This window comes from Pustulibacterium marinum (assembly GCF_900116665.1).
Taxonomy (GTDB): domain Bacteria; phylum Bacteroidota; class Bacteroidia; order Flavobacteriales; family Flavobacteriaceae; genus Pustulibacterium; species Pustulibacterium marinum.
Genome location: NZ_FPBK01000025.1, coordinates 1 through 20328, shown reverse-complemented (window position 1 = coordinate 20328; position 20328 = coordinate 1). Strand labels below are relative to the sequence as shown.

The 20328-nt window shown below is 39.8% G+C and carries 21 protein-coding genes and 1 pseudogene; 10 read left to right on the top strand and 12 right to left on the bottom strand.

Annotated features, from left to right (window positions below; all coding sequences use genetic code 11):
- The first annotated feature begins 33 nt into the window (after window positions 1-33).
- From BM383_RS18515 to BM383_RS18505, 3 genes are all read left to right on the top strand, one after another.
- Window positions 34-3030, top strand: coding sequence for a SusC/RagA family TonB-linked outer membrane protein (locus BM383_RS18515; RefSeq protein ID WP_093026637.1), 2997 nt, complete (start codon window positions 34-36; stop codon window positions 3028-3030).
- Window positions 3031-3035: 5 nt separating this feature from the next.
- Window positions 3036-4400: a RagB/SusD family nutrient uptake outer membrane protein gene (locus BM383_RS18510; protein WP_093026636.1), complete on the top strand. Its 1365-nt coding sequence runs from the start codon at window positions 3036-3038 to the stop codon at window positions 4398-4400.
- Window positions 4401-5125: 725 nt separating this feature from the next.
- Window positions 5126-6880, top strand: a complete 1755-nt coding sequence (locus tag BM383_RS18505; protein ID WP_177229167.1) for an alpha/beta hydrolase family protein — start codon at window positions 5126-5128, stop codon at window positions 6878-6880.
- 40 nt (window positions 6881-6920) lie between these two features.
- On the opposite strand, the gene BM383_RS18500 is transcribed toward BM383_RS18505, so the two are convergent.
- From BM383_RS18500 to BM383_RS18485, 4 genes are all read right to left on the bottom strand, one after another.
- Window positions 6921-7205, bottom strand: coding sequence for a DUF6520 family protein (locus BM383_RS18500; RefSeq protein ID WP_093026634.1), 285 nt, complete (start codon window positions 7203-7205; stop codon window positions 6921-6923).
- Window positions 7206-7241: 36 nt separating this feature from the next.
- On the bottom strand, window positions 7242-8759 hold the full coding sequence (locus BM383_RS18750; protein WP_143106474.1) for a MauE/DoxX family redox-associated membrane protein: 1518 nt from the start codon (window positions 8757-8759) through the stop codon (window positions 7242-7244).
- A 98-nt stretch (window positions 8760-8857) separates the two neighbouring features.
- Window positions 8858-9790, bottom strand: coding sequence for a helix-turn-helix transcriptional regulator (locus BM383_RS18490; RefSeq protein ID WP_093026632.1), 933 nt, complete (start codon window positions 9788-9790; stop codon window positions 8858-8860).
- An 86-nt stretch (window positions 9791-9876) separates the two neighbouring features.
- On the bottom strand, window positions 9877-10254 hold the full coding sequence (locus BM383_RS18485; RefSeq protein WP_093026631.1) for a DUF7793 family protein: 378 nt from the start codon (window positions 10252-10254) through the stop codon (window positions 9877-9879).
- 403 nt (window positions 10255-10657) lie between these two features.
- Here BM383_RS18485 and BM383_RS18480 point away from each other — a divergent pair, with 403 nt between their 5' ends.
- The 6 genes from BM383_RS18480 to BM383_RS18455 all read left to right on the top strand — a co-directional run bounded on the left by BM383_RS18480 (window position 10658) and on the right by BM383_RS18455 (window position 14290).
- Entirely contained in the window at window positions 10658-11380 is a 723-nt protein-coding gene (locus BM383_RS18480; protein ID WP_177229166.1) for an RteC domain-containing protein, read from the top strand.
- 12 nt (window positions 11381-11392) lie between these two features.
- Window positions 11393-12079: a hypothetical protein gene (locus BM383_RS18475; RefSeq protein ID WP_143106473.1), complete on the top strand. Its 687-nt coding sequence runs from the start codon at window positions 11393-11395 to the stop codon at window positions 12077-12079.
- Between the two features lie 449 nt (window positions 12080-12528).
- Window positions 12529-12819 (top strand): helix-turn-helix domain-containing protein, encoded by a 291-nt coding sequence (locus BM383_RS18470; protein ID WP_093026628.1) that lies wholly within the window; start codon window positions 12529-12531, stop codon window positions 12817-12819.
- An 80-nt stretch (window positions 12820-12899) separates the two neighbouring features.
- Window positions 12900-13385 carry a hypothetical protein gene (locus BM383_RS18465; protein WP_317040091.1) on the top strand — a complete coding sequence of 162 codons (486 nt, stop codon included), beginning with the start codon at window positions 12900-12902 and terminating at the stop codon, window positions 13383-13385.
- On the top strand, window positions 13382-14044 hold the full coding sequence (locus tag BM383_RS18460; RefSeq protein WP_093026626.1) for an ATPase: 663 nt from the start codon (window positions 13382-13384) through the stop codon (window positions 14042-14044). Before BM383_RS18465 ends, BM383_RS18460 begins: the two co-directional genes overlap by 4 nt.
- A gap of 60 nt (window positions 14045-14104) precedes the next feature.
- Window positions 14105-14290 carry a zinc-binding dehydrogenase gene (locus tag BM383_RS18455; RefSeq protein WP_093026625.1) on the top strand — a complete coding sequence of 62 codons (186 nt, stop codon included), beginning with the start codon at window positions 14105-14107 and terminating at the stop codon, window positions 14288-14290.
- A gap of 256 nt (window positions 14291-14546) precedes the next feature.
- On the opposite strand, the gene BM383_RS18450 is transcribed toward BM383_RS18455, so the two are convergent.
- The 8 genes and pseudogenes from BM383_RS18450 to BM383_RS18415 all read right to left on the bottom strand — a co-directional run bounded on the left by BM383_RS18450 (window position 14547) and on the right by BM383_RS18415 (window position 19531).
- On the bottom strand, window positions 14547-15443 hold the full coding sequence (locus tag BM383_RS18450; RefSeq protein ID WP_093026639.1) for a helix-turn-helix domain-containing protein: 897 nt from the start codon (window positions 15441-15443) through the stop codon (window positions 14547-14549).
- 93 nt (window positions 15444-15536) lie between these two features.
- Complete coding sequence (locus tag BM383_RS18445; protein WP_317040090.1) at window positions 15537-16535, bottom strand: aldo/keto reductase; 999 nt, start codon at window positions 16533-16535, stop codon at window positions 15537-15539.
- A 111-nt stretch (window positions 16536-16646) separates the two neighbouring features.
- A pseudogene (locus BM383_RS19040) lies at window positions 16647-16748 on the bottom strand (AraC family transcriptional regulator); the annotation flags it as partial.
- A gap of 296 nt (window positions 16749-17044) precedes the next feature.
- On the bottom strand, window positions 17045-17284 hold the full coding sequence (locus tag BM383_RS18435) for a ribbon-helix-helix domain-containing protein (RefSeq protein ID WP_093026623.1): 240 nt from the start codon (window positions 17282-17284) through the stop codon (window positions 17045-17047).
- A 267-nt stretch (window positions 17285-17551) separates the two neighbouring features.
- Window positions 17552-18073: a GNAT family N-acetyltransferase gene (locus BM383_RS18430; protein ID WP_093026622.1), complete on the bottom strand. Its 522-nt coding sequence runs from the start codon at window positions 18071-18073 to the stop codon at window positions 17552-17554.
- A 12-nt stretch (window positions 18074-18085) separates the two neighbouring features.
- On the bottom strand, window positions 18086-18547 hold the full coding sequence (locus tag BM383_RS18425) for a GNAT family N-acetyltransferase (RefSeq protein ID WP_093026621.1): 462 nt from the start codon (window positions 18545-18547) through the stop codon (window positions 18086-18088).
- An 18-nt stretch (window positions 18548-18565) separates the two neighbouring features.
- The gene (locus BM383_RS18420) at window positions 18566-18895 is read right to left on the bottom strand and encodes a DMT family transporter (RefSeq protein WP_093026620.1); all 330 of its coding nucleotides are present in this window, start codon (window positions 18893-18895) and stop codon (window positions 18566-18568) included.
- A gap of 72 nt (window positions 18896-18967) precedes the next feature.
- On the bottom strand, window positions 18968-19531 hold the full coding sequence (locus tag BM383_RS18415; protein WP_093026619.1) for a Crp/Fnr family transcriptional regulator: 564 nt from the start codon (window positions 19529-19531) through the stop codon (window positions 18968-18970).
- A gap of 430 nt (window positions 19532-19961) precedes the next feature.
- Here BM383_RS18415 and BM383_RS18410 point away from each other — a divergent pair, with 430 nt between their 5' ends.
- Window positions 19962-20195, top strand: a complete 234-nt coding sequence (locus BM383_RS18410) for a hypothetical protein (protein WP_093026638.1) — start codon at window positions 19962-19964, stop codon at window positions 20193-20195.
- The last annotated feature ends 133 nt before the right edge of the window (window positions 20196-20328 follow it).

The window sequence follows — 20328 nt, the reverse complement described above, 5'->3', positions numbered from 1 at the left end:
AATTTGATGTGAAATTAACAACAACCCAATAGTATGAAATTTTTTCTACATAGCATGGGGAGGCATGCTATATTCCTATATTTTTTATGTTTTTGTTTGGGAAGTTACGGAGCTTTTGCTCAAACTTCCGTGAATGTATCTGGAACAGTATCCGATCGAGATGGTCCAATCTATGGAGCGACCATTCAAGTGAAAGGGAAGTCTTTAGGGACTTCTAGTGATGTGGACGGGCGGTATATGCTTACGGTATCGGAGATTGATACCTTGGTATTTTCCTATATGGGCTATGAGTCCCAATCGTTTTTAGTGGGGAGCCGTACCGTATTCGATGTGGTATTGTTAGAGTCCTTACGAACCTTGGATGCCGTGGTGGTCAATGCTGGCTATTATACGGTGTCGGAAAAAGAACGTACGGGAAGTATTGCTTCGGTGCGTGCAGAGGCTATTGAAAAGCAACCGATCACCAATGCATTATCCGCCGTACAAGGACGGATGACTGGTGTTCATATTACGCAGAATACTGGCGTAGCAGGTGGAGGATTCTCCATACAGATTCGAGGGGTGAATAGTTTACGGAGTGAAGGCAATGCGCCTTTATATATCATTGATGGAATGCCTGTTAGTGCTACCACCCCCTCTTTTAATTCGGCAGGGATTTTGCCATCACATGAAATGAATCCACTCAATGCCCTTAATCCGAATGATATCCAAAGTATCGAAATCTTAAAGGATGCAGATGCCACAGCCATTTATGGGGCGCGTGGTGCGAATGGTGTGGTGCTGATCACGACGAAAAAAGGTGGTGTGACCGGAAAAACACAATTTACAGTGAATGCTTCTCAAGGTTGGAGTCAGGTGGCTAGTCAAATGGAATTGATGTCTACAAGTGATTATTTGACCATGCGAGCACAGGCCTATGCCAATGATGGTATAGCAAACTATCCTGCTAATGCGTATGATGTCAATGGAACTTGGGATGCCAATCGACATACGGATTGGCAAAAGGAGCTTATTGGGACAACAGCTTTGAATTCGTTAGTTCATCTATCGGTTGCCGGTGGGAATGGACAAACACGTTTTATGCTGAGTGGGAGTCATCAAGAGCAAACCACAGTATTTTCAGAGGACTTTCGGTATAAAACGAATAATGTAACCGGAAGTTTGGAACACCAATCATCGGATAATCGTTTTCAGGTATCGTTAACAGGATTGTTTTCAGATCAGACCAATAACTTAATACGCAGTGATATCACCAATCAGGCCTTGCGATTAGCACCCAATGCACCTGCCTTGTACCAGGAAGATGGGAGTTTGAATTGGGAGAACAATACCTTTACCAATCCGTTAGCAGCCAATGAAAGTACGTATGCCAACACCACACGTACCTTTACTACCAATGCTAATTTGCAGTATGCGTTGTTCCCCAAACTGTTATTGAAAGTAAATACTGGATTGAATCAACAGGTATTTGAGGAATGGTCGCTTCGTCCTAGTACGATGTACAATCCTGCTTATGGAGTGACTCCAGCAAGTTCGGTGGCTACTAAAGGAACTTCACAACGCTTTTCCTATTTGGTAGAACCCCAGATAGAATATCAGATTACCGCTTCTAAACATCGGGTACAGGTACTCTTAGGAGGTACCTATCAGGAACGTACCTCAGATGTGTTAGGACTCTATAGTTATGGCTTTGAGAGCAATGCCTTAATTCATAGTTTAGAAGCGGCTAGTGGCGTTATGGTAACGGATGATGTACGTACCAGTTATCGGTATGCAGCTCTTTTTGGTCGTATCAATTACAGCCATGATGGTAAGTATATCCTAAACCTTACAGGAAGAAGAGATGGTTCCAGTAGGTTTGGTCCTAATAATCGGTTTGCCAACTTTGGAGCGGTAGGGTTTGCATGGCTTTTTTCCAAAGAGGATTTGGTATCGGATAGCAAGTGGTTGAGCTTTGGGAAGCTCCGGGGTAGTTATGGTGTCACCGGTAGTGATGCCTTGGGGGATTATCAATATTTAGATACGTATACGGTGAGTAGTACAGGCTATCAAGGAGGTTCCGTGCTGTATCCATCCCGATTGAACAACCCGTATTTTAGTTGGGAGAAAACAACCAAGTTCGAAGTGGCTTTAGAAACGGGGTTTTTAAAAGATCGCTTGCGCTTCAATGCAGCTTGGTATCAAAATCGCTCCGGAAATCAATTGGTAGGGATTCCATTGCCCGCTACCACAGGTTTTAGCAGTATTCAGGCAAATCTACCCGCTACGGTTGAGAATCGTGGTTGGGAGTTTGAACTGCAAGCAATGCCTGTTACTTTTGAAGAAGGGCAGTGGCATAGTAGTGTGAATCTTAGTATTCCTCGGAATGAGTTGGTAGCGTTTCCGGATTTGGAAGGCTCTACGTATGCCAATAGCTATGTGGTGGGGTATCCGTTATCCATTCAAAAAGTATATCAATACGAAGGAATTGATCCGGAGACCGGATTGTTTCAGTTTACAGATTTTAATGAAGATGGAGTGATCTCTTCACCGGCAGACAATCAAGTCATTCAAAAAATAGGGGTGGAGTATTTTGGGGAATGGAATAATCAGGTGCAGTATAAGCATTGGGATTTTTCCTGTTTGTTTCAATTTGTAAAGCAGGTACAGCGCAATTACAATGCACTTATGGCAACTCCCGGAACAATGAACAATCAGCCTATTGAGGTAAACAATGTATGGTCAGCTACCAATCCTGATGGACACTATATGCCGTATACCACTAGTACAGGAGGGGAGCGGGGACGTTTGTACAGTTATTATCGGAACAGTACAGCAGCCATTAGTGATGCTTCTTTTATACGGTTAAAAAATGTACAGCTGAGCTACCATTTGCCAATTGGTAAAGGGATGCAGGATGTTCGAATTTATCTGCAAGGACAAAACCTATGGACGTTGACTGACTATTTTGGACTGGATCCTGAATTCGTTGCGACCGGATTTTTACCGCCTTTGAAAACCTATGCCTTAGGGGTACAACTTAAATTTTAAATGACATGAAAAAAATAATAATGATGATCACCTGGATAAGCTTGTGTTGTATAGGATGTGAAGAGTTGGTAGAAGTGGAGGCACCGGCCAATCAGTTGGGAACACTGCAAGTCTATGAAGATGTGCAAACAGCAAGAGCGGCCTTGGATGGTTTGTATGCCAGTTTGCGAGACCAATCGGTGTTGGCTGGAGGCAATTCCTATGGCATGGGAACCTTGCTGGATACCTATACCGATAATTTGGATTGCTTTTACAATGATACCAATGGAACCATGGATATCTATGAAAATCAACCTATGGATACCAATAATACCATTGAAACGGTATGGAATACTGCCTATGAACAGATTTACTATGCCAATAGTTTGGTGGTGGGATTAACCAATTCACAGGCAATTGATACTGATACGAAAGCGCAGCTCATAGGAGAAACCATTGTATTGCGATCCTTGATTTATTATTACTTGGCAGAACTCTTTGGAGCGATTCCCTATACCACTAGTATTGATTATCAGTACAACCGACAGTTGGATAAGATGGAAGAGGAAGTATTGTACCAACAATTGATTACCGATGTGATGGAGGTGATGGATGGGATGGCTGTCAGCTATCGAGATACGGAGCGAACGTATGTAAATCGTTCTGTGGCGTCCTTGGTCTTAGCTAAAGTATATAGCACTTTGGGAGATTATGCTGCTACAGAGCAATGGGCTTCTGAGGTATTGGGGAATGAACTGTATAGTTTTGAAACGAATCTTGAGGAAGTATTTCACAAGGCAGGTACTCATATTTTATGGCAGATGCCGCCCCAATTAGCGGGGAATGCCACCCCGGAAGCTACCTTTTATTTCTTTGAAGATGCTGCGCCTCATGCGTATGCTTTGACCGAGAATTTGGTGAACAGTTTTTCAGATGCGGATTTGCGCAAACAACAATGGATGGTGCCGGTGACTGTAGGTGGTACTACTTGGTACCGTGTGGCGAAGTATCAAAATATAGCGGATAATACCAATGAATATTCGGTAGTGTTTCGAATGGGAGAGGTGTACCTATTGTTGGCAGAAGCTTTGGTACAACAAGGACAAACCACAGCAGCTTTACCCTATATCAATGCGATCCGAACCAGAGCAGGATTGTTACCCCTGAGTAATGGTAGCACTGAGGAGCTGTTGGATGCCATTTTACAGGAAAGCAGGCATGAATTCTTTACCGAAGGAGGACATCGATTTTTAGAGTTGAAGCGTATGGGATGGTTAAATACGTTATTGGAAGTCAAACCGAATTGGGAAGACTATAACGAACGATGGCCTTTGCCGCTCAATGAATTGTTATTGAATGCGCATTTGTATCCGCAAAATACCGGTTATTGATGTATAAGAGCTCATTTTTTAAATTAATTCTTGGCCTGTCGCTTTTGGCAGGTCTTGAATTAGCGGCTCAAAGGAGCGCAAAGGAATGGAGATCCTTTGTGAACCGTTTTGAAACGATTTCACAACCTCAGATGAGTGCTAATGCAAGATGGCTTAGCTTGCATAGCAGTTATGCCAATGGAGTGGACAGTGTTTGGGTGTTTGATAGCCACAGGGCTAAAGAGGTCATAGGGGTGCGAACAGCGGTACGGCATGAGCGATTTGTGGGGAAAGAGCATCTGGTGCTGCAACAAGGAACTCAGGTGGAACTATGGAATCTTCGTACGGATGCACATAGGTACCTGCAAGGAGTCGCCAACCTATGGACGGTGGAGCAGGGGACTCATTTTTGGATGGGCTATAACGCTTCCGGAGGATTACAAACCTTGGAATCGCGCAGTGAAGTAGGAGATATAAAGGGTACGTTACACCATGTTTTTAGGGTGTTGAAGGTGATGGAAGATACTTTGTATGCAGTACAATATATACAAGATACGTATAGGGTGGTAGCATGGGAAGCAGGGAATGCGAAGGTTTTGTATACCAGTCCATTTCCAATAGTGGATATGTCAGTATCCGAGCATGGAGTGCAGGTCTTACTGTATGAACAAGTACCTGAGCAGCGGGCGTTACAACCCGTATTCGTGGATACCAAAAGAAAATTGACCAAATCGTTAGCCGATCTGTTGGCTGTATCCAAGGAGGCACATCTGCATCTAGAGGAGTTGGAAGCTGGAACTTCGTATTTAGTGCGTATGCGAACGAAGGTAGCCCATGAGCAAGCATCGGTAGCACAAATTTGGTATGGAGACGAACCCAATCTGGAAAGGCAGTTTTATCCGGAGGATTCTTTGGCGTATTATGTATGGGAACCCAAGGCAGCGATCTTGAAGTCTATAGTGGGGCCTGCAGGGAGTAAGTTTTCAGGATTGCATAGTGATAGATGGTTGCTCTGTAGTGAGACCTTGTGGGAGCAGGATACCCTTGGGCATCGCCCTGTTCGGTTGAGTAGGTATGATTGGGTGAATCAACAACGAAAACTGATTGATACCGTCTATCAGGATACGTATTTGGTAGGGAAGGGAGCCTACCTTCTATATCCTATGAAAAAACAGTGGCGGTTATATGAAGTGGGGACGGGGAAGAAGGAGGTCTTACAAGTGGAAGGAGCTAGGTTGCAACGTCCCTATGCCAGTGCAGATGGCACTGCTATTTGGTTTGGTTCGGATGCTGGGATTTGGAAGTATGGGTTGGCCTCCAAGCAATGGGAGCAACTCGAACATTCGGAAGTTTTTCAGACACGGATCGTATCAGGAAATCGAATGTATGGTGGATATCCACAGGGAATACATCGCTATGAGGTAGCTGCTGACAAGATGGTTTGGGAACTGAAGGATTCCCTCGGAAATCGTTCATGGAGGTATGGTACGTACGGACGTCGGTTAACAAACTCAAGTGGCAAGTATCGTGATTTTGTAGGCCTTTCGAAGGATACAAAAACAGTGGTGTACTTGGAAGAGGATTACAATCAAGCTCCGAAGTTGTGTGTACAAACTAGTGGTAAAGCTCCTAAAATGCTATACCAGAGTAATCCATTTGATACAGGAATACAGTTGTTACAACAGGAACGTATACACTATACAAATTCAGATGGAATACCATTACAAGGGGTTTTGTATTATCCGATCGGGTATGAAGCCAACAGAAAGTATCCGATGGTAGTGCATATTTATCAAGTGCAGCATGAACAAACCAATCGGTATCCGATGCCAGCGTTTGGGCAGCGCAATAATGATGCATTTCCCCTGCGTTTGTTATTGGAATCTGGATATTTTGTGTATTTGCCTGATATCGTGTACGGAGATGCTGGTACGGGTTTATCCGCGCTGGATTGTGTGCATTGGGGATTGGATGCCTTGGGAAAACGCTTGGATATTGATTGGGAGCATTTGGGATTGTTGGGGCATTCGCATGGTGGCTATGAAACCAATTTTATAGCCACCCATTCGAATCGATTTGCAGCCTATTGCTCAGGTGCCGGAAACAGTGATTTAGTGCGATCGTATTTTTCCTTTAATGATAACTTTAAACGGCCTTTTTATTATCAGTTTGAAGATGGGCAATACGAGATGCCAACTTCTTTTGTAAAAGACCCACAACTGTATATCGATAATAGTCCGGTGTATCATGTAGCCAATGTGCAGGCACCCATTTTATTATGGACAGGGCAGCAGGATCAAAATATTTACTGGGAACAAACTATGGAATTTTACATTGCTTTGAGGCGCTATGGCAAAAAAGTACTGATGGTGTTGTACCCTGACGAAAAGCATACCATTTATCAACCGAAAGCATCGGAAGATTTGACCATGCGGGTATTGGAATGGTTTGGGTATTATCTAAAGGGTGATAAAAGTATGGATTGGATAGATAAAGAGTAAATAAAGAAAGGATGCTTCAAGCATCCTTTCCATAGATGAATTACGGAATATATTCAAATAATTCATCCCCACAAACGGTCTCATTGACTTCTCGATACAAGTCGTGAGATACATTTTCTGCATCGGTCCAGGTACATACAGTAGATCCGGTATCTGAACATTGCACATCGGTTTCGATACATTGGATGGCAGTGGCCATCGGATCGTAGCGGAATCCGTTTTGCACGGCTACATCCGCATTTTTAGCTGTATGGGTAGCAAAAGCTCCCCCGATTCCTGCCAGTAACACAAAGGCTGGCAACAACATTTTTTTTACATTTTTCATCGTAAAAAGAATTTAGTAATGAATGCCTACTCGAATTCAGGTTTTCGGCTTCCCCTGTTGAAAGTGTTGTCGAATCGATGGCGCCAAACGATACCGAAACACTTGGTTTCCTATCAATACATAGAGATAAGGATCAGCAACAATCAGTTGTTGTAGATGTAGTTGGTCGGGATTAGGAAGGTAAAAGCTGCCAATATAATATTGATCATCAGTACGATAACAGTCAATGATAAATGCTCGTTGCCACATGCTATGGTCTTCATAACGTCCCTTAAGGTTGGACTGATTAAACAAAATTCCTTTGTGAACGGCAGCAGCTTGGTTTACACGTAAAGGCGGTGTTTTGAGCTGGTGTCTACCATCTCTAAAGTGGTGTACCGATAATTGTACCTGGGATATGGTATCGATGGTATGTAACGTACGTAGCAGATGCAGATTGGCATCCATGACTAAAAGGGGATTGCGATAGTGGTAGCGATATAGGAATTGACCTAGGTCAGGATCACTTAATAGAAGTCCGTCACTGTCAAACAATCCGTCTACTTGTTTTTGTAAAAGATGATCGTATAGTTTTACAGGGGTGTCTTTTTTCGGATGTAAGGTTCCCAATACATATTGTTGGGTGGTTCCATGTTGTGTTCGAACCGCGAAATGAATGCTATCTAGGATCGCTAATTGCGAGAAATAAGCTTCTCGGTAGCTCAGGGTGTGTAGGGTGGTATCGGATAAGTGACCTCGAAATAGGATCGGAACCGTACCATCGTAACTGTATACATAAGGAGCTTGTACTTGGAAACGAAGCGACCGAAATGGAAGTGACAAGGTATCCGGATGCCATAGTTGGGAATGCATGATGGTAAAACTGCTGTCCAATTGACTTAGGACTAAGGGAGTAGACGTATTCCCTAAGTAGAGAGATTGTTGTGTACTACCAGCCAGGTAATAGGAATTGGCAGGAAGCTTATAGACACGGTCTTTTTGGATAGGATGCGGAGGAAAACGTCTGATAAAACTATGAGTTGTAGCTATGAGGTGTTCAGAAGTTAGAAATAACATCAGTAAGATAGCTACCATACTTAGGGAGGGAAGTAGTGTGTAGATACCGAATTTAATGTATGGAATGGACTTTCGTTTTACTTGTAGGATCACCGCTACGAGTGTACAGATACTTACCAGTATGTTGAAGACCAGATGTTCGGTCCAACTGAGCTTTTCTAGGATACCGCCACAAGAGCAGGGAATAAAATCACTGTAGTATAAGATCATGTAGATGTACACGGTAAACCCGATCATCAAGGAGAAGGAAGCGTACAATCCTATAATTCTGAAGGTAGGGATGCAGAGCAGCAGTACGATGATGAGTTCCAAGCCAATGATGGTGGGTGCTATCAGTCCGGCATAGGCACTAAGTAAAGGAGATTGTGCTAGTTGTATTTGAAAGTGCTCATAATCCAAGGCTTTACTGAGGGCTGCATAACAAAATAGCAACAGTAGGAAATACGTGATGCTATGGATAAAATACGTTGTTATAATAGGTCTGATTTGCTTATTCATAAGGAGTTGTTATTTGGATATTCTAAAACTAGCAAGGATTACTTTTAGGTAAGGGAGTAACATCAGGGCATAAAGGAGTAAATTTAGGGGAATATGAGCTACGATTGTTTTCGTAAGGTTCGAGGAGTCATGCCATGAGTTTTTCGAAATAGAGTGCTGAAATGTGTGGGGTCTTGAAAACCACAGAGGTGGGCAATTTCTTTGATCGCAAGTGTGGTATGCGAAACGAGCACAAAAGCTTTACGCATACGTTCACTGCGTTGAAATCGAAAAACACTCATACCGTATAAGGACTTGAAACTTACTTTGAGTTTAAACTCATTGATCTGCATGGAGTGGGCCAGTTCTTTTAAGGAGGGAAGGGGGCGTTCCGGATGGTTTTGGATGCGTTGTTGCAATTGGTGGAATTGCTCTAAATCGTGGGGACGCACCAAGTAGGATTGTTGAGTTTTTGAGGTTGTCTTGGACTTGGGAAGTTGTCCGGTCATGGTCTTTTGGAGCTGAGGCGTGAGGCGTTTCGGTGCAACTGCTACTAATAATATGGTATCTTCAAAGGCCGCTGGTAACGGCAGCAGTAAAGAGCACAGCGGAAGGAGTAGGCCTTGTGCTGTGATGAATTTTAAAGAAATCCGTTGTTCTTCAGAGGTATAAAGCCCTTGTTTCACCGCTTTACGCAACTGTTTGTAGGATGCTTTTTGAAGTACATGCTGTAATTGGGATCCTTGTAAGGTAGGCGTTGAATATTGCAGAAGTGCTGCTGCAGAGGGGTGTACATAACGGATGTTCAATTTTGAATCCAACAAAAAGGTACATTGAACTAAGTAAACATAGTTGTCGGGTAAGGGAACAAAGCCTTGGTATACAAAGGAATTTTGAAGCTCTTCTGCTACTTCATTTAAAAGGAGTATTAAGGCTTCAATGGCATCATTTTGCAGGGTTAAGGGAATACGATAATTAAAGTTACCTCGTAGAATGCCTAAGAGCATTTGATGAATGTGGGCAACGCGTTGTTGGTTTTTGGGATCGTTCATAAAGTGTGGGTTTTAAAGTGATTCAATGATTATTCGCACGGAAGGGTGAGCGGAATACACTTCAAAGGATGAATGGAACGATGTGATTAGGATTGAAACGGCCTGAGAAATTGTAGGGCGGCTTCATGGTCTTTGCATAGGGCGATAGGAATATCCGGATGATGTGTCTGTGTGTACATGTGATAGTTCATATCACTCAGGGCACTATTGGAAATAAAAGCAATGGCAGTGATGAGTATCAAACCTTCGGAAGCCATATAACCTCTAGCTTCTCTGGTAACTGTTCGTAAAGCACTGATGTCACTGAGTACGGGATAGAATTTTCCATTTTGCAGTTTGATGCGGTCACGTACGACGGTCATGGCAGCCTTTAAATCAAACGTGGGGCAGGGAGTATAGACACAGTACAGCACTCCGTTTACTAGCGAGAGCTTTGCATAGGGATTGGAGATGTATTGTGGCATGGTCTGTTGATTTGGAATGAAAAATGTTGAAATTACGTATTTTTTTTAAAACCAATTATTAGGTTTTGTAGGATGAAATGGGGTGTAAAGGAGTTTTTTATGGGTGTAAAGGAGTAAATTCTATATTTTATAACAGGTTTTTCGATTCGTATCAAAGGTTTGTGTAGTTTGAAAAAGAAATCAAAGGACTGCTATCTGATGGGGTAGAAATGAGCTCATATCAGATGGAGCAGATACGTAATACCAACAACTAGCTTTATGGAAGGAATGACTTATGCCTGTGAACTATCAAAACATCATGCCACCCTTTTACCAGAAATTACAACCTTTATTGGGGCTTTATGAACTTTCCCTTGCGTCCATCAATGAAGGGATTCATTTGTGTAACAATACCCTGTACCTCTTGCGGAATCAAATTGAAAACCATCAGTTTGTTTCTGTGGGAGAGGAAATTGATTTTTTTAGAAATGTAAAATCAGAACCGCTGGGGTATCTTATTTATTTCAGTGAAGTTCGGTATTGCTTGCTGCGCATGCCGAAAGTGGGCGAACAACAGCAAATGGGATTTTTAAAAAAGAAAGTCCGAATGGTCAATAAGTTCTTTGGAGTGCATTGGGATTTTATTCACTACATGGAACAAGACTTTGAATATTTGGATGAACAATACTTCACCCGGGAAAAACAACATTTTCCGGTATATGCTCCTCCGGAGACCAGTTACTTAGATCCTAAGTTTTTTACCTCACACGATTTACTGTGGGCACGGGTGAAGGCGATGCAATTGTTTGCCAAATATCTTAAGAAAGCACAGTTAGGAATGCAGAAACAAAAAAGAAAGGGATTGGGAGAAGCGCATCCCTTGGTGCTGCATTGGACAGGTTCCAAAACGGCTTTGGTAGAACTCATTTATGCTTTGCAACATGCGCATGCCATTAATGACGGTCATGAGGATATAGCCAAGATTGTAGCAGGATTTGAGCAGCTCTTTGATGTGAAAATAGAAAATGTATACAAGACCTATGGCGAGATTCGAGCGCGAAAAGATAAAAAGGCTCGGTTTGTCCGTACCCTATGGGAACAGTTGTTAAAACAAATGGAAGAAGAAGATGGACTAACGAATCATTAAAATAGAAATGCTATGACAGATCAAACGATACACAATTTACTCATGAAGTTAAATCATTCGAAAACCTCCGAATACGTTTTTAAAAGGCGTATCGGAAAACAGGTGGAAGTAGCGAAAGTATGGTTGGAAAAATTTACCATGCTGGATTTTGTTTCTAATGATCTAGGAGACTATCGCTTCTTTTTGATTCAAAATGAAGCAGGAATCTATGTAGCAGCCATCTTGGATATGCATCGTGATTTACATGGGTATGTATTACCGGAGTACCGCAAACAGGGATATTTGACAAAGGCTCTGCAACGTGTGATCCTACCGTTTTTATTTTATGATAAGGAGTGTGAATCGCTGCGCATTACCATTGATCGTCAGCGATTAGGGGAGGATGGGTATCGTGCTTCTGAAAAAGTGGCCTTGGCGGTAGGGTTTCAACTCAGAAGTTTGCATACAGGAGTTTTTATCCTTGAAAAAAGTGCTTTTGATTGGAGTCATGAGGCGCTGCAGGAGCACAATCAGCGGGTAGATGGGGGACATTTGGAGGTCATACGAAGACGACTCTTTTATGTAACGAGACTTTTATATCAGATAAGTGATGAACTGCAAATGGCTTTTGACGATGATGAAGGATTGCGAGAAGAAGCTAGAAAAATTTGGAACTATATCGGAAAGTTGGAACGGAAGGAAAGAAATCAGACGGAATAACTGTTAAATTTTAGGGTTAGATCAACGCTTTTTTATTAGGTAAAAGAGGAAAGAATGTAAAACCACCAATTTGGTGGTTTTTTTAGGACGTAGGATGATTTTTTCAAGTTGTTAGTGGTTCACAATTGTTTGGTGACCCCCTTGATTTTATTACGTTTATTGGATTGACAGTTTTCCCAGTACCGAAGACCTACGAAAAACAGATTTTAGTAGAACCTCATTTAATAAATGGCAGACATAGTAAGGTGTTATTTAAATTTTGGTTATGAAATAAGGGGGGTATTGCGAATATATGAATGTTAAAATGTATTCGTACCTACGAACGTATGGGGAAAGAATGTGAATGGGTTTGTGCAGCTTTGTCTTGAAAGTCAAATCTATGGGCAATGCCTTTCCTCTAAAAAAGACGTAACCTGGAAAGGTGTTGCCTTTTTAAAACATGTATTCGTATGGCAGCAACCATTATTACAACCGATGAGCTTCGTGAATTTAAACTGGAATTACTGGAAGCCTTTAAAGAACTTTTAGCACAACAGGGTGATGTGCAACAGAAAAGATGGATGAAATCCAAAGAGGTCCGAGACCTGTTAGGGATTTCTCCGGGAACCTTACAAAACCTGCGCGTGAATGGCACCTTACCGTTTTCGAAAGTGGGTGGGGTCTTGTATTATCAGTATCAGGATGTGATGCAGGTATTGGAGCAGAACCGTGTTGATCAGTATTTGGTATGCAAGAGGTAAATTACATTCATCATTTAAATGAGGTGCTGGAATTGTTTTCTCGGGATGGACGGTTAAATCCTTCTCATGTGAGCCTGTATATGGCACTCTTTCGATTCTGGAACCTCAATTATTTTAGACCTTCTTTTTTTATTCAAAGAGAGGAGGTGATGGTATTGGCAAAACTCGGATCGAAATCAACCTATCATCGGTGTTTAACGGATCTGAGTAACTGGAGTTATATCCTGTATGAACCTTCCCATAATCCGTTTAAAGGAAGTCGGGTGTATATGTTTGAATTTGATGTTGAAGAGGAACTGGATAACTGTCCCACATCCGAGACAACCAGTGGACAAGTAGTGAACTCACAGTGTCCCGAATCAGAGACAAGCACTGGACAAGCGTTGGTATCTATAAACAAACCTATTCAAACAGTAACAAACAAGAAAAACAGTAACAAAACGAAAAAATTTAAAAATCAAAAAAAAGGGAATGCTGGTGAAAAGAAAAACAAACAAAAAGGAAGTGTCCCATATACGGACAACCTGCACACCACCACCGATAAAAATTATGATGAACCGCTATGAAAGACTATGCACCACATATCATCAAGGAAGGAGACTTGGAATTTCATTTGGGAACTTTGGAAGGGAGCCGTGTGAACTATGATTTTGACAAGATCTGGCAGTATTTGCTGGTGAAAGGGAAACTGCTGTTTGGAGAGCGTTTTCATTTGTACGAGGTAGATCGAGAAGTGATTTACAAACTGTGTCTGTACATGATTAAAGATGCAGCGAGTTGTAAAAAAGTAGGACTCGATGTGAACAAAGGGATTTTGCTCACCGGGCCTGTGGGATGTGGAAAGACTTCCCTGATGCGATTAGTAAAACACATTGTACCGCATGTCCGCTCGTATGAAGTCATCCCTACCCGAAATATTGTCTTTGCGTTTAACCACATTGGGTATGATACCATACAGCAGTTTGGAGATAGCAAGTTCTTTTGCTTGGATGATTTAGGGGTGGAACCTACCGGACGTTATTTTGGCAAGGATTGCAATGTGATTGGAGAAGTGTTGTTGTCTCGGTATGATTTGTTTTTAAGTCATCAAGTACGTACCCATGCCACCACCAATTTGAATGCCAAAGAATTGGAAAGTCATTATGGCAATCGAGTACGCAGTCGGATGCGACAACTCTTTAATCTGGTAGCTTTTGATAAGAAGAGTCGGGATAAGCGGAGGTGATTACTAATTTAAATATTAATTGAGGTGCTTTCTAATAAGCTAACAATCCGTAGCTTTGATATGGCCGAATTATGGATGGTAAAAGATAAAGTAAAGGCCGCAGTAGTGTTTATTAATGAAGGAGTAACTTCAGGAAGTGTAATACCAACAATTAGCAAAACACTTACTTTAGCAAGAGCGAGTGAAGTCCATAGATTTATGGAAGAGCATCGTCAAGTTGGTAAGGTGGTACTAGAGATCGATTAAAATCCTGAATCCATCATAATGATGAGTAGGTTATAAAAAAACTGAAAAGAAAATTAGTGTCTGTTGCTATTGGCTACGGACACTTTTACTCATCCTTAATTTGCATACAGTCTAAGCCAATATCTGGTACAACTAAACCTTCGGTTCCTAAGTTTATTTTTTTCATTACCATGGTTTTAATTTTACTAAGTCAAAATTAGGTAATGAGTATATAACGGTTGTATGCAGATTAAAGATTACAAAAGGTGCTAGTAATTTAATTAAACGTTTTTCTAAACGCTACAGGAGATAGGTTTGTTTTTTTCTTAAATAAGCTACTAAACGATTGTGCATGTTCAAAACCAAGAGTAAAGGCAATTTCACTTACCGATAAATTGGTAGTAGATAATTTTTCTTTTGCCTTTTCTATTAACCGTTGGTGTATGTGTTGTTGCGTATTCTGTCCTGTATGCATGCGCAATAAATCACTCAAATAATTGGGAGACAAATTCATTAATTCTGCCATGTGCTGCACGGTTAATAATGCTGGTTGTGTAGCGGAAGTACTTTCAAAAAACTCATCTAAAAGCTGTTCAAACTTAGCTATTAGTTTGTTGTTATGGTTTTTTCTGGTAATAAATTGGCGCTCGTAAAATCTGTTAGAATAATTAAGTAGTAACTCTATTTGCGATAAAATAATTTCCTGAGTATACTTATCAATATGCTGGCATTCCTTATCTATCTTTTTTAAAATAGTAATAAGATCTTCTTCTTCCTCGGCAGAAAGATGCAAAGCCTCGTTTACCGCATACGAAAAGAAATGATAATCGTTAATTTTACTTACTAACGAGTGCCCCAGCAAAATATCTGGATGAAAAATAAGTAAGTACCCCAACCCACATTCTACAGTATTTAAATCTAGATACTGTACTTGGTTAGGTGCTGTAAAACTTAAAACTCCCTTATCATAATCGTAATGCAATTGGCCATAGCGTATTTTACCTTTAGCTTCTCTTTTAAGAGCAACACAATAAAATCTGTTCACAAATCCTTTCCATACATCATCCTCTATAAATATACTTTCCGATAGGTTTATTACGCTTACCAACGGATGACGAGGCTCTGGCAACGAGAGTAACCTGTGAAATTCTGAAACTGATTGAATTGCATTCATACTACTAATATAACTTTTTTTATGTATAGCTAGCGGTTGCATTAAAAAAACACAACCGCTAGTTACTATATACTCAGCAAGTTTGTGCTATATTTAATCTATAAGCCCCATACTAAATTCATCGTACGGATTCCCGGTATCGGTACCCAATGGTACAATACTTTCTAGTTTTTCTAAATCGTTTTGGCTCAATTCTATATGGGTAGCTGCAATATTTTGCGCTACATACTTACGTCTTTTAGTACCCGGAATAGGCAAAATACCCTTACTCATAATCCAAGCTAATGCAAGCTGAGAGCTGGTTATTTCTTTTTCCGCCGCCATTGCTTCTATAGCCTTAACCAATTCTATATTCTTATAAAAATGTGCTTCTTGAAATCTTGGAATTGCACGGCGAAAATCGTTTTCCGGCAAATCATCTATACTCCTAATTTGTCCAGATAAAAATCCGCGCCCTAAAGGAGAGTATGCTACAAAACCTACACCAAGCTCGGTTAACGTATTTAAAATACCTCGTTCTTCTGCGGTACGCTCAAATAAAGAGTATTCACTTTGTACCGCTGTAATTGGGTGAATAGCATGTGCTCTTTTTACGGTTTCAGACGATACTTCAGACAACCCCAGGTAACCAACCTTCCCTTCTTTAACCAAATCGCTCATGGCTTCTACAGTTTCTTCTATAGGCGTGCTTTTATCTAGCCTGTGCATATAGTATAAATCTATATAATCGGTTTTTAAATTTTTAAGGGAGCGCTCTACTGCTTTTTTAACGTACTCCTTTTTACCGTTAATGGCCCAGGTAACTTTGTTGTTATCGTTTATCTCCCAACCAAATTTTGTAGCTATAATGTACTTATCTCTACTACCCTGTATTGCTTTGGCTATTAACTGTTCATTTTTAAAAGGACCATATAAATCGGCAGTATCTAAAAAATTGCCTCCCAATTCTAACGATTTATGAATAGTAGCAATAGCCTCTTGCTCATCTGCTTCGCCATACATATTCGCATCTTCAAACCCCGTCATACCCATACAGCCTAAGCCTATATTTGGTACAACTAAACCTTCGGATCCTAAGTTTATTTTTTTCATTACCATAGTTTTAATTTTATTAAGTCAAAATTCGGTAATGAGCATGTAATGGCTGTATGCAAAGCCCTGAAAGTTGTATGCAAATCAAGGATTACAAAAAATGCTAGTAGGTTAATTAAACGTTTTTCTAAATTCTAACGGACTTAACTCGGTTTTGCTTTTAAATAAGCGACTGAAAGATTGAGAATAATCAAACCCTAATTGATAGGCAACAATTCTTTGGAAATTCGTTTATAATTTTTCATTTAAGTCTTGTCTTCCGACGAAGGCCATTATTTCGACGCTATGTTCATTATTCTATAATAAATGCTATCAACTTCACATACGCAGCGTCGGTATCCTTTTTTTATATAGCCTACTGATTCGAATGAAAAGGGACGTTCAGCGATCCTATCAAAATACTCAAAAAAGATTCGAAATAGTTGTCCGCTTGGGTCATTTCAAATTTTTGAACCCTGGACAGGTGAATCCGAATTAAGTCATTTTTTGCTTCATTTGTCAATTTGTAGTTAGCCATTCAATAAAGACTTTGATTGGGCTAAAATACTTTCTTTACTATCGTTGGTAAATCCACTATTTTCAGCTGTTTCCAACTTAGCCCTAATCCAATCAATTTGAGTTTGTTGTTTTCGGGCTTGTCGTATCAGGTCGTTAACCAATTCACTCTTACTGGAGTATTCTTTATTCTCCACTTGAGCTTTTAACCACTCATCATTGGGCTCCGTTAATGATATACTTTGTCTTGACATAATCTAATTGTTTGATATAAATAGACACCAAAGACGAATCACTTGCAAATAAGGTACAACTAGTTATAGAAAGATATAAAATAAACAGAAATGGTTGTTATTCCCTTTTAATTTAATGATTTACCCTGTATAGACCTAAGCGAATAGGCTATCTAAGCTGTGTGAACATCATTTATGAACTGCCTTATGAATCGAGAGGTTCACGTACGGTTCTGTGAGAGGTTTAGGGGTGGAATTCCCCTTTACCTACTCGACTAGCAGCTGGCTTTATTCCATTTTCAGTTTCATCATTATGTCGGTTTGTTCGTCATTTCCGAGTTTGAAAACGTGTTTGTCGAAAGCCACAAATCCATTTTTTTCATAAAATCGGATTGCTCTTGGGTTTTGTTCCCAAACTCCCAACCAAACATATTCCACATTTTTATCTTTCGCCAATTCAATGGCTTTGTCATAAAGAATTTGTCCAACTTTTTTCCCGTGAAATTCTTTTAGCACGTATATCCGTTCGATTTCGAGTGCGTTTATGTCCTTGATTTCAGTTTGGGATTGTCCAACGTTTACTTTTAAATATCCGATTGTTTTTCCGTCAAGTTCCGCAAAGTAAAATTCAGCATTTTGGTCATTCAGTTCAGCAGTCAATTTTTCTTTTGAAAATCCGTTTTCCAAATATTCTTTCATATTTGTTTCGCTATTTTCTGAGGAAAATGTTTCGGCAAAAGTCAGTTTCCCAATGTTTTGAAGTTCAATGATGTCGGCTGTTGTTATTTTTCTTACTGTTATTTGTTGCATTTTAATTCTATTTTAGTGGTGTAAATTCCATTCATAGTTTAGCCAATCGTTATTTTCCTTGGCTCCCAGTTTATTGTAAAACCGTATTCCTCCTTCGTTCCAAGGTGCGGCAGTCCATTTTATTTCCCCACAATTGTTTTTAACTGCTTCTTCTTTGAGAGCTAACATCAATTTTTCTCCAATTTTGTGTCCTCTGTAATTTGTGTCAACATATAGTTCTTTTATGAATATGGCAGGTTTGTTTTGTGCTGTAAATGGTAAATAATAATAAACCAAAATGCCTGCTATTTTTTGATTGTTTTCTGCAACCAGACAATAAAAGTCGGGTGGATTTTTTTTAAATCCGCTTTCTATTACGATTTCAGGCGTAATGGCAAATATGTCAATATATTTTTCAAAAATGGCTAACTCTTTCATTAGCTTCCAAATGCCGTAAGAATCAGATTCTAAGGCTTTTCTTATAGTTATATTCATTTCTTTTGAGAATATTATTTAATGTGATGATACCGCTTTTAATCCTACGATTGAAGCTATTAAAGTTGTGAGAAATAGAATACGTAAAAATGTTGCAGGTTCTTTAAAAATAAATATGCCGACAAGAACAGTTCCGACAGCTCCAATTCCTGTCCAAACTGCATAAGCAGTGCCTATTGGTAACGATTGAGTAGCTTTAACTAAAAGCCCCATACTTATTATGAGTGTGACTAAAAAACCGGCATACCATAGATACATTTCATTTCCAGAAGTTCCTTTTGCCTTTCCCAAACAAAATGCAAAGGCAACTTCAAATAAGCCTGCAATAACCAAAATTATCCAATTCATTATTTTTTAACTTTTGGACAAAGGTCTTAATAAGGTTTGAAGAATAATTTATCAAATGATAAAAAACGAAACTTATGTAATATTTGCTCGAATTCGGCTTAAACTTACTTGTGTAATGCCCAAGTAAGAAGCGATGAGACCAAGTGAAACTCGTTGTAATAAAGTAGGGTGTTTTTTTATGAGTTCTAAATAACGTTCCGTTGCTGTTCCAAGCTGATTTGATATAAACCGTTGTTCGGCTTTAATAAGTTCTTGTTCCGCAAATTTTCTGCCCCAATTTGCAATATCAATATCGGTTGAGAATAAATTTTGAAGTTTAGTAACACTAATCTTATAGAGTTCGCAGTCTTCTAATAATTCTATGTTTTCATATCCTTTTTGATAAAGGATATAACTTTTTAGTGAAATAATGGTGTCGCCTTCTTCGCCAAAAGCAATGGTAACTTCGTTATCATCAAAATTTGAAAAAGTACGTGCAATTCCTTTTTTTATAAAATAGATGTTTTTTTCAACTTTGTTTGAACGTATTATTAGGTGATTTTTTTGAAGGCTTACTTCCTCAAAACATTCACATAATTTGATTTTGGATGAAGCGTTAATTGGATGTGTTTTGTCTAGAATTTCGTTGATGTTCATTTTTAGGTGAGCAGTTTTTTCAGCTTGTAGCTAAGCTCGTTATATGAAGATAAATATACACAATAAAGATTATTGTTTACGGATAACAGGAACTTTTATCATAATCAAAGAAAATATTTTAATAGTGATAATTCTACAATTTTGGTGTTATGAGTAAACTTCCATGTTGATAATGATACGTTTATCAACACTTAGGGTGGAGCTTTTTACTGTAATTTACCTCTCTTTAACGGCATTTAAAACCAACCACTTTTAAACTTTATTTTATTCACAAATATGCACTTTGATGTCATACGTATGCGGATGCTTTGTAATTTTTGAGCACTTAAAATCAAGGAGTTATAAACTAAAACAAATGCGTATGAAAACATGTTCATGGAAAAAGTTAGTGTTGAGTTTCTGGCTTTGGTTGGTACTGGTAGTGCCGGTCATGGCTCAGATAGGAGGGATAGAGGATTCGGTACAGAATATCTCAGATACGATTCGTAGTGTGTTTCCCATTATATTGGGGGTGATATTTTTAGTTGGGTTCTTGTTTAATGCCGGACATTTCTTTGGGGAGAATGCCGATTTGAAAAAGGGGATAACCAGGGTACTTGTCTTTGTACTGATTGCCGGTGCAGTGGTGGGGATCTTTACGTATCTCATTGGTATTGTGGTGTAATGAAACAGTTTACTACCTATACCGCTATTCGTCAGAGGGCACAACTCTTAGGTTTACCACTGCTATTTTTTGCAGTGCAACTCATTGCTGTGATCGTGTCGTTGCTGCTCATGATCTTCTCCTTTGGAGTGGG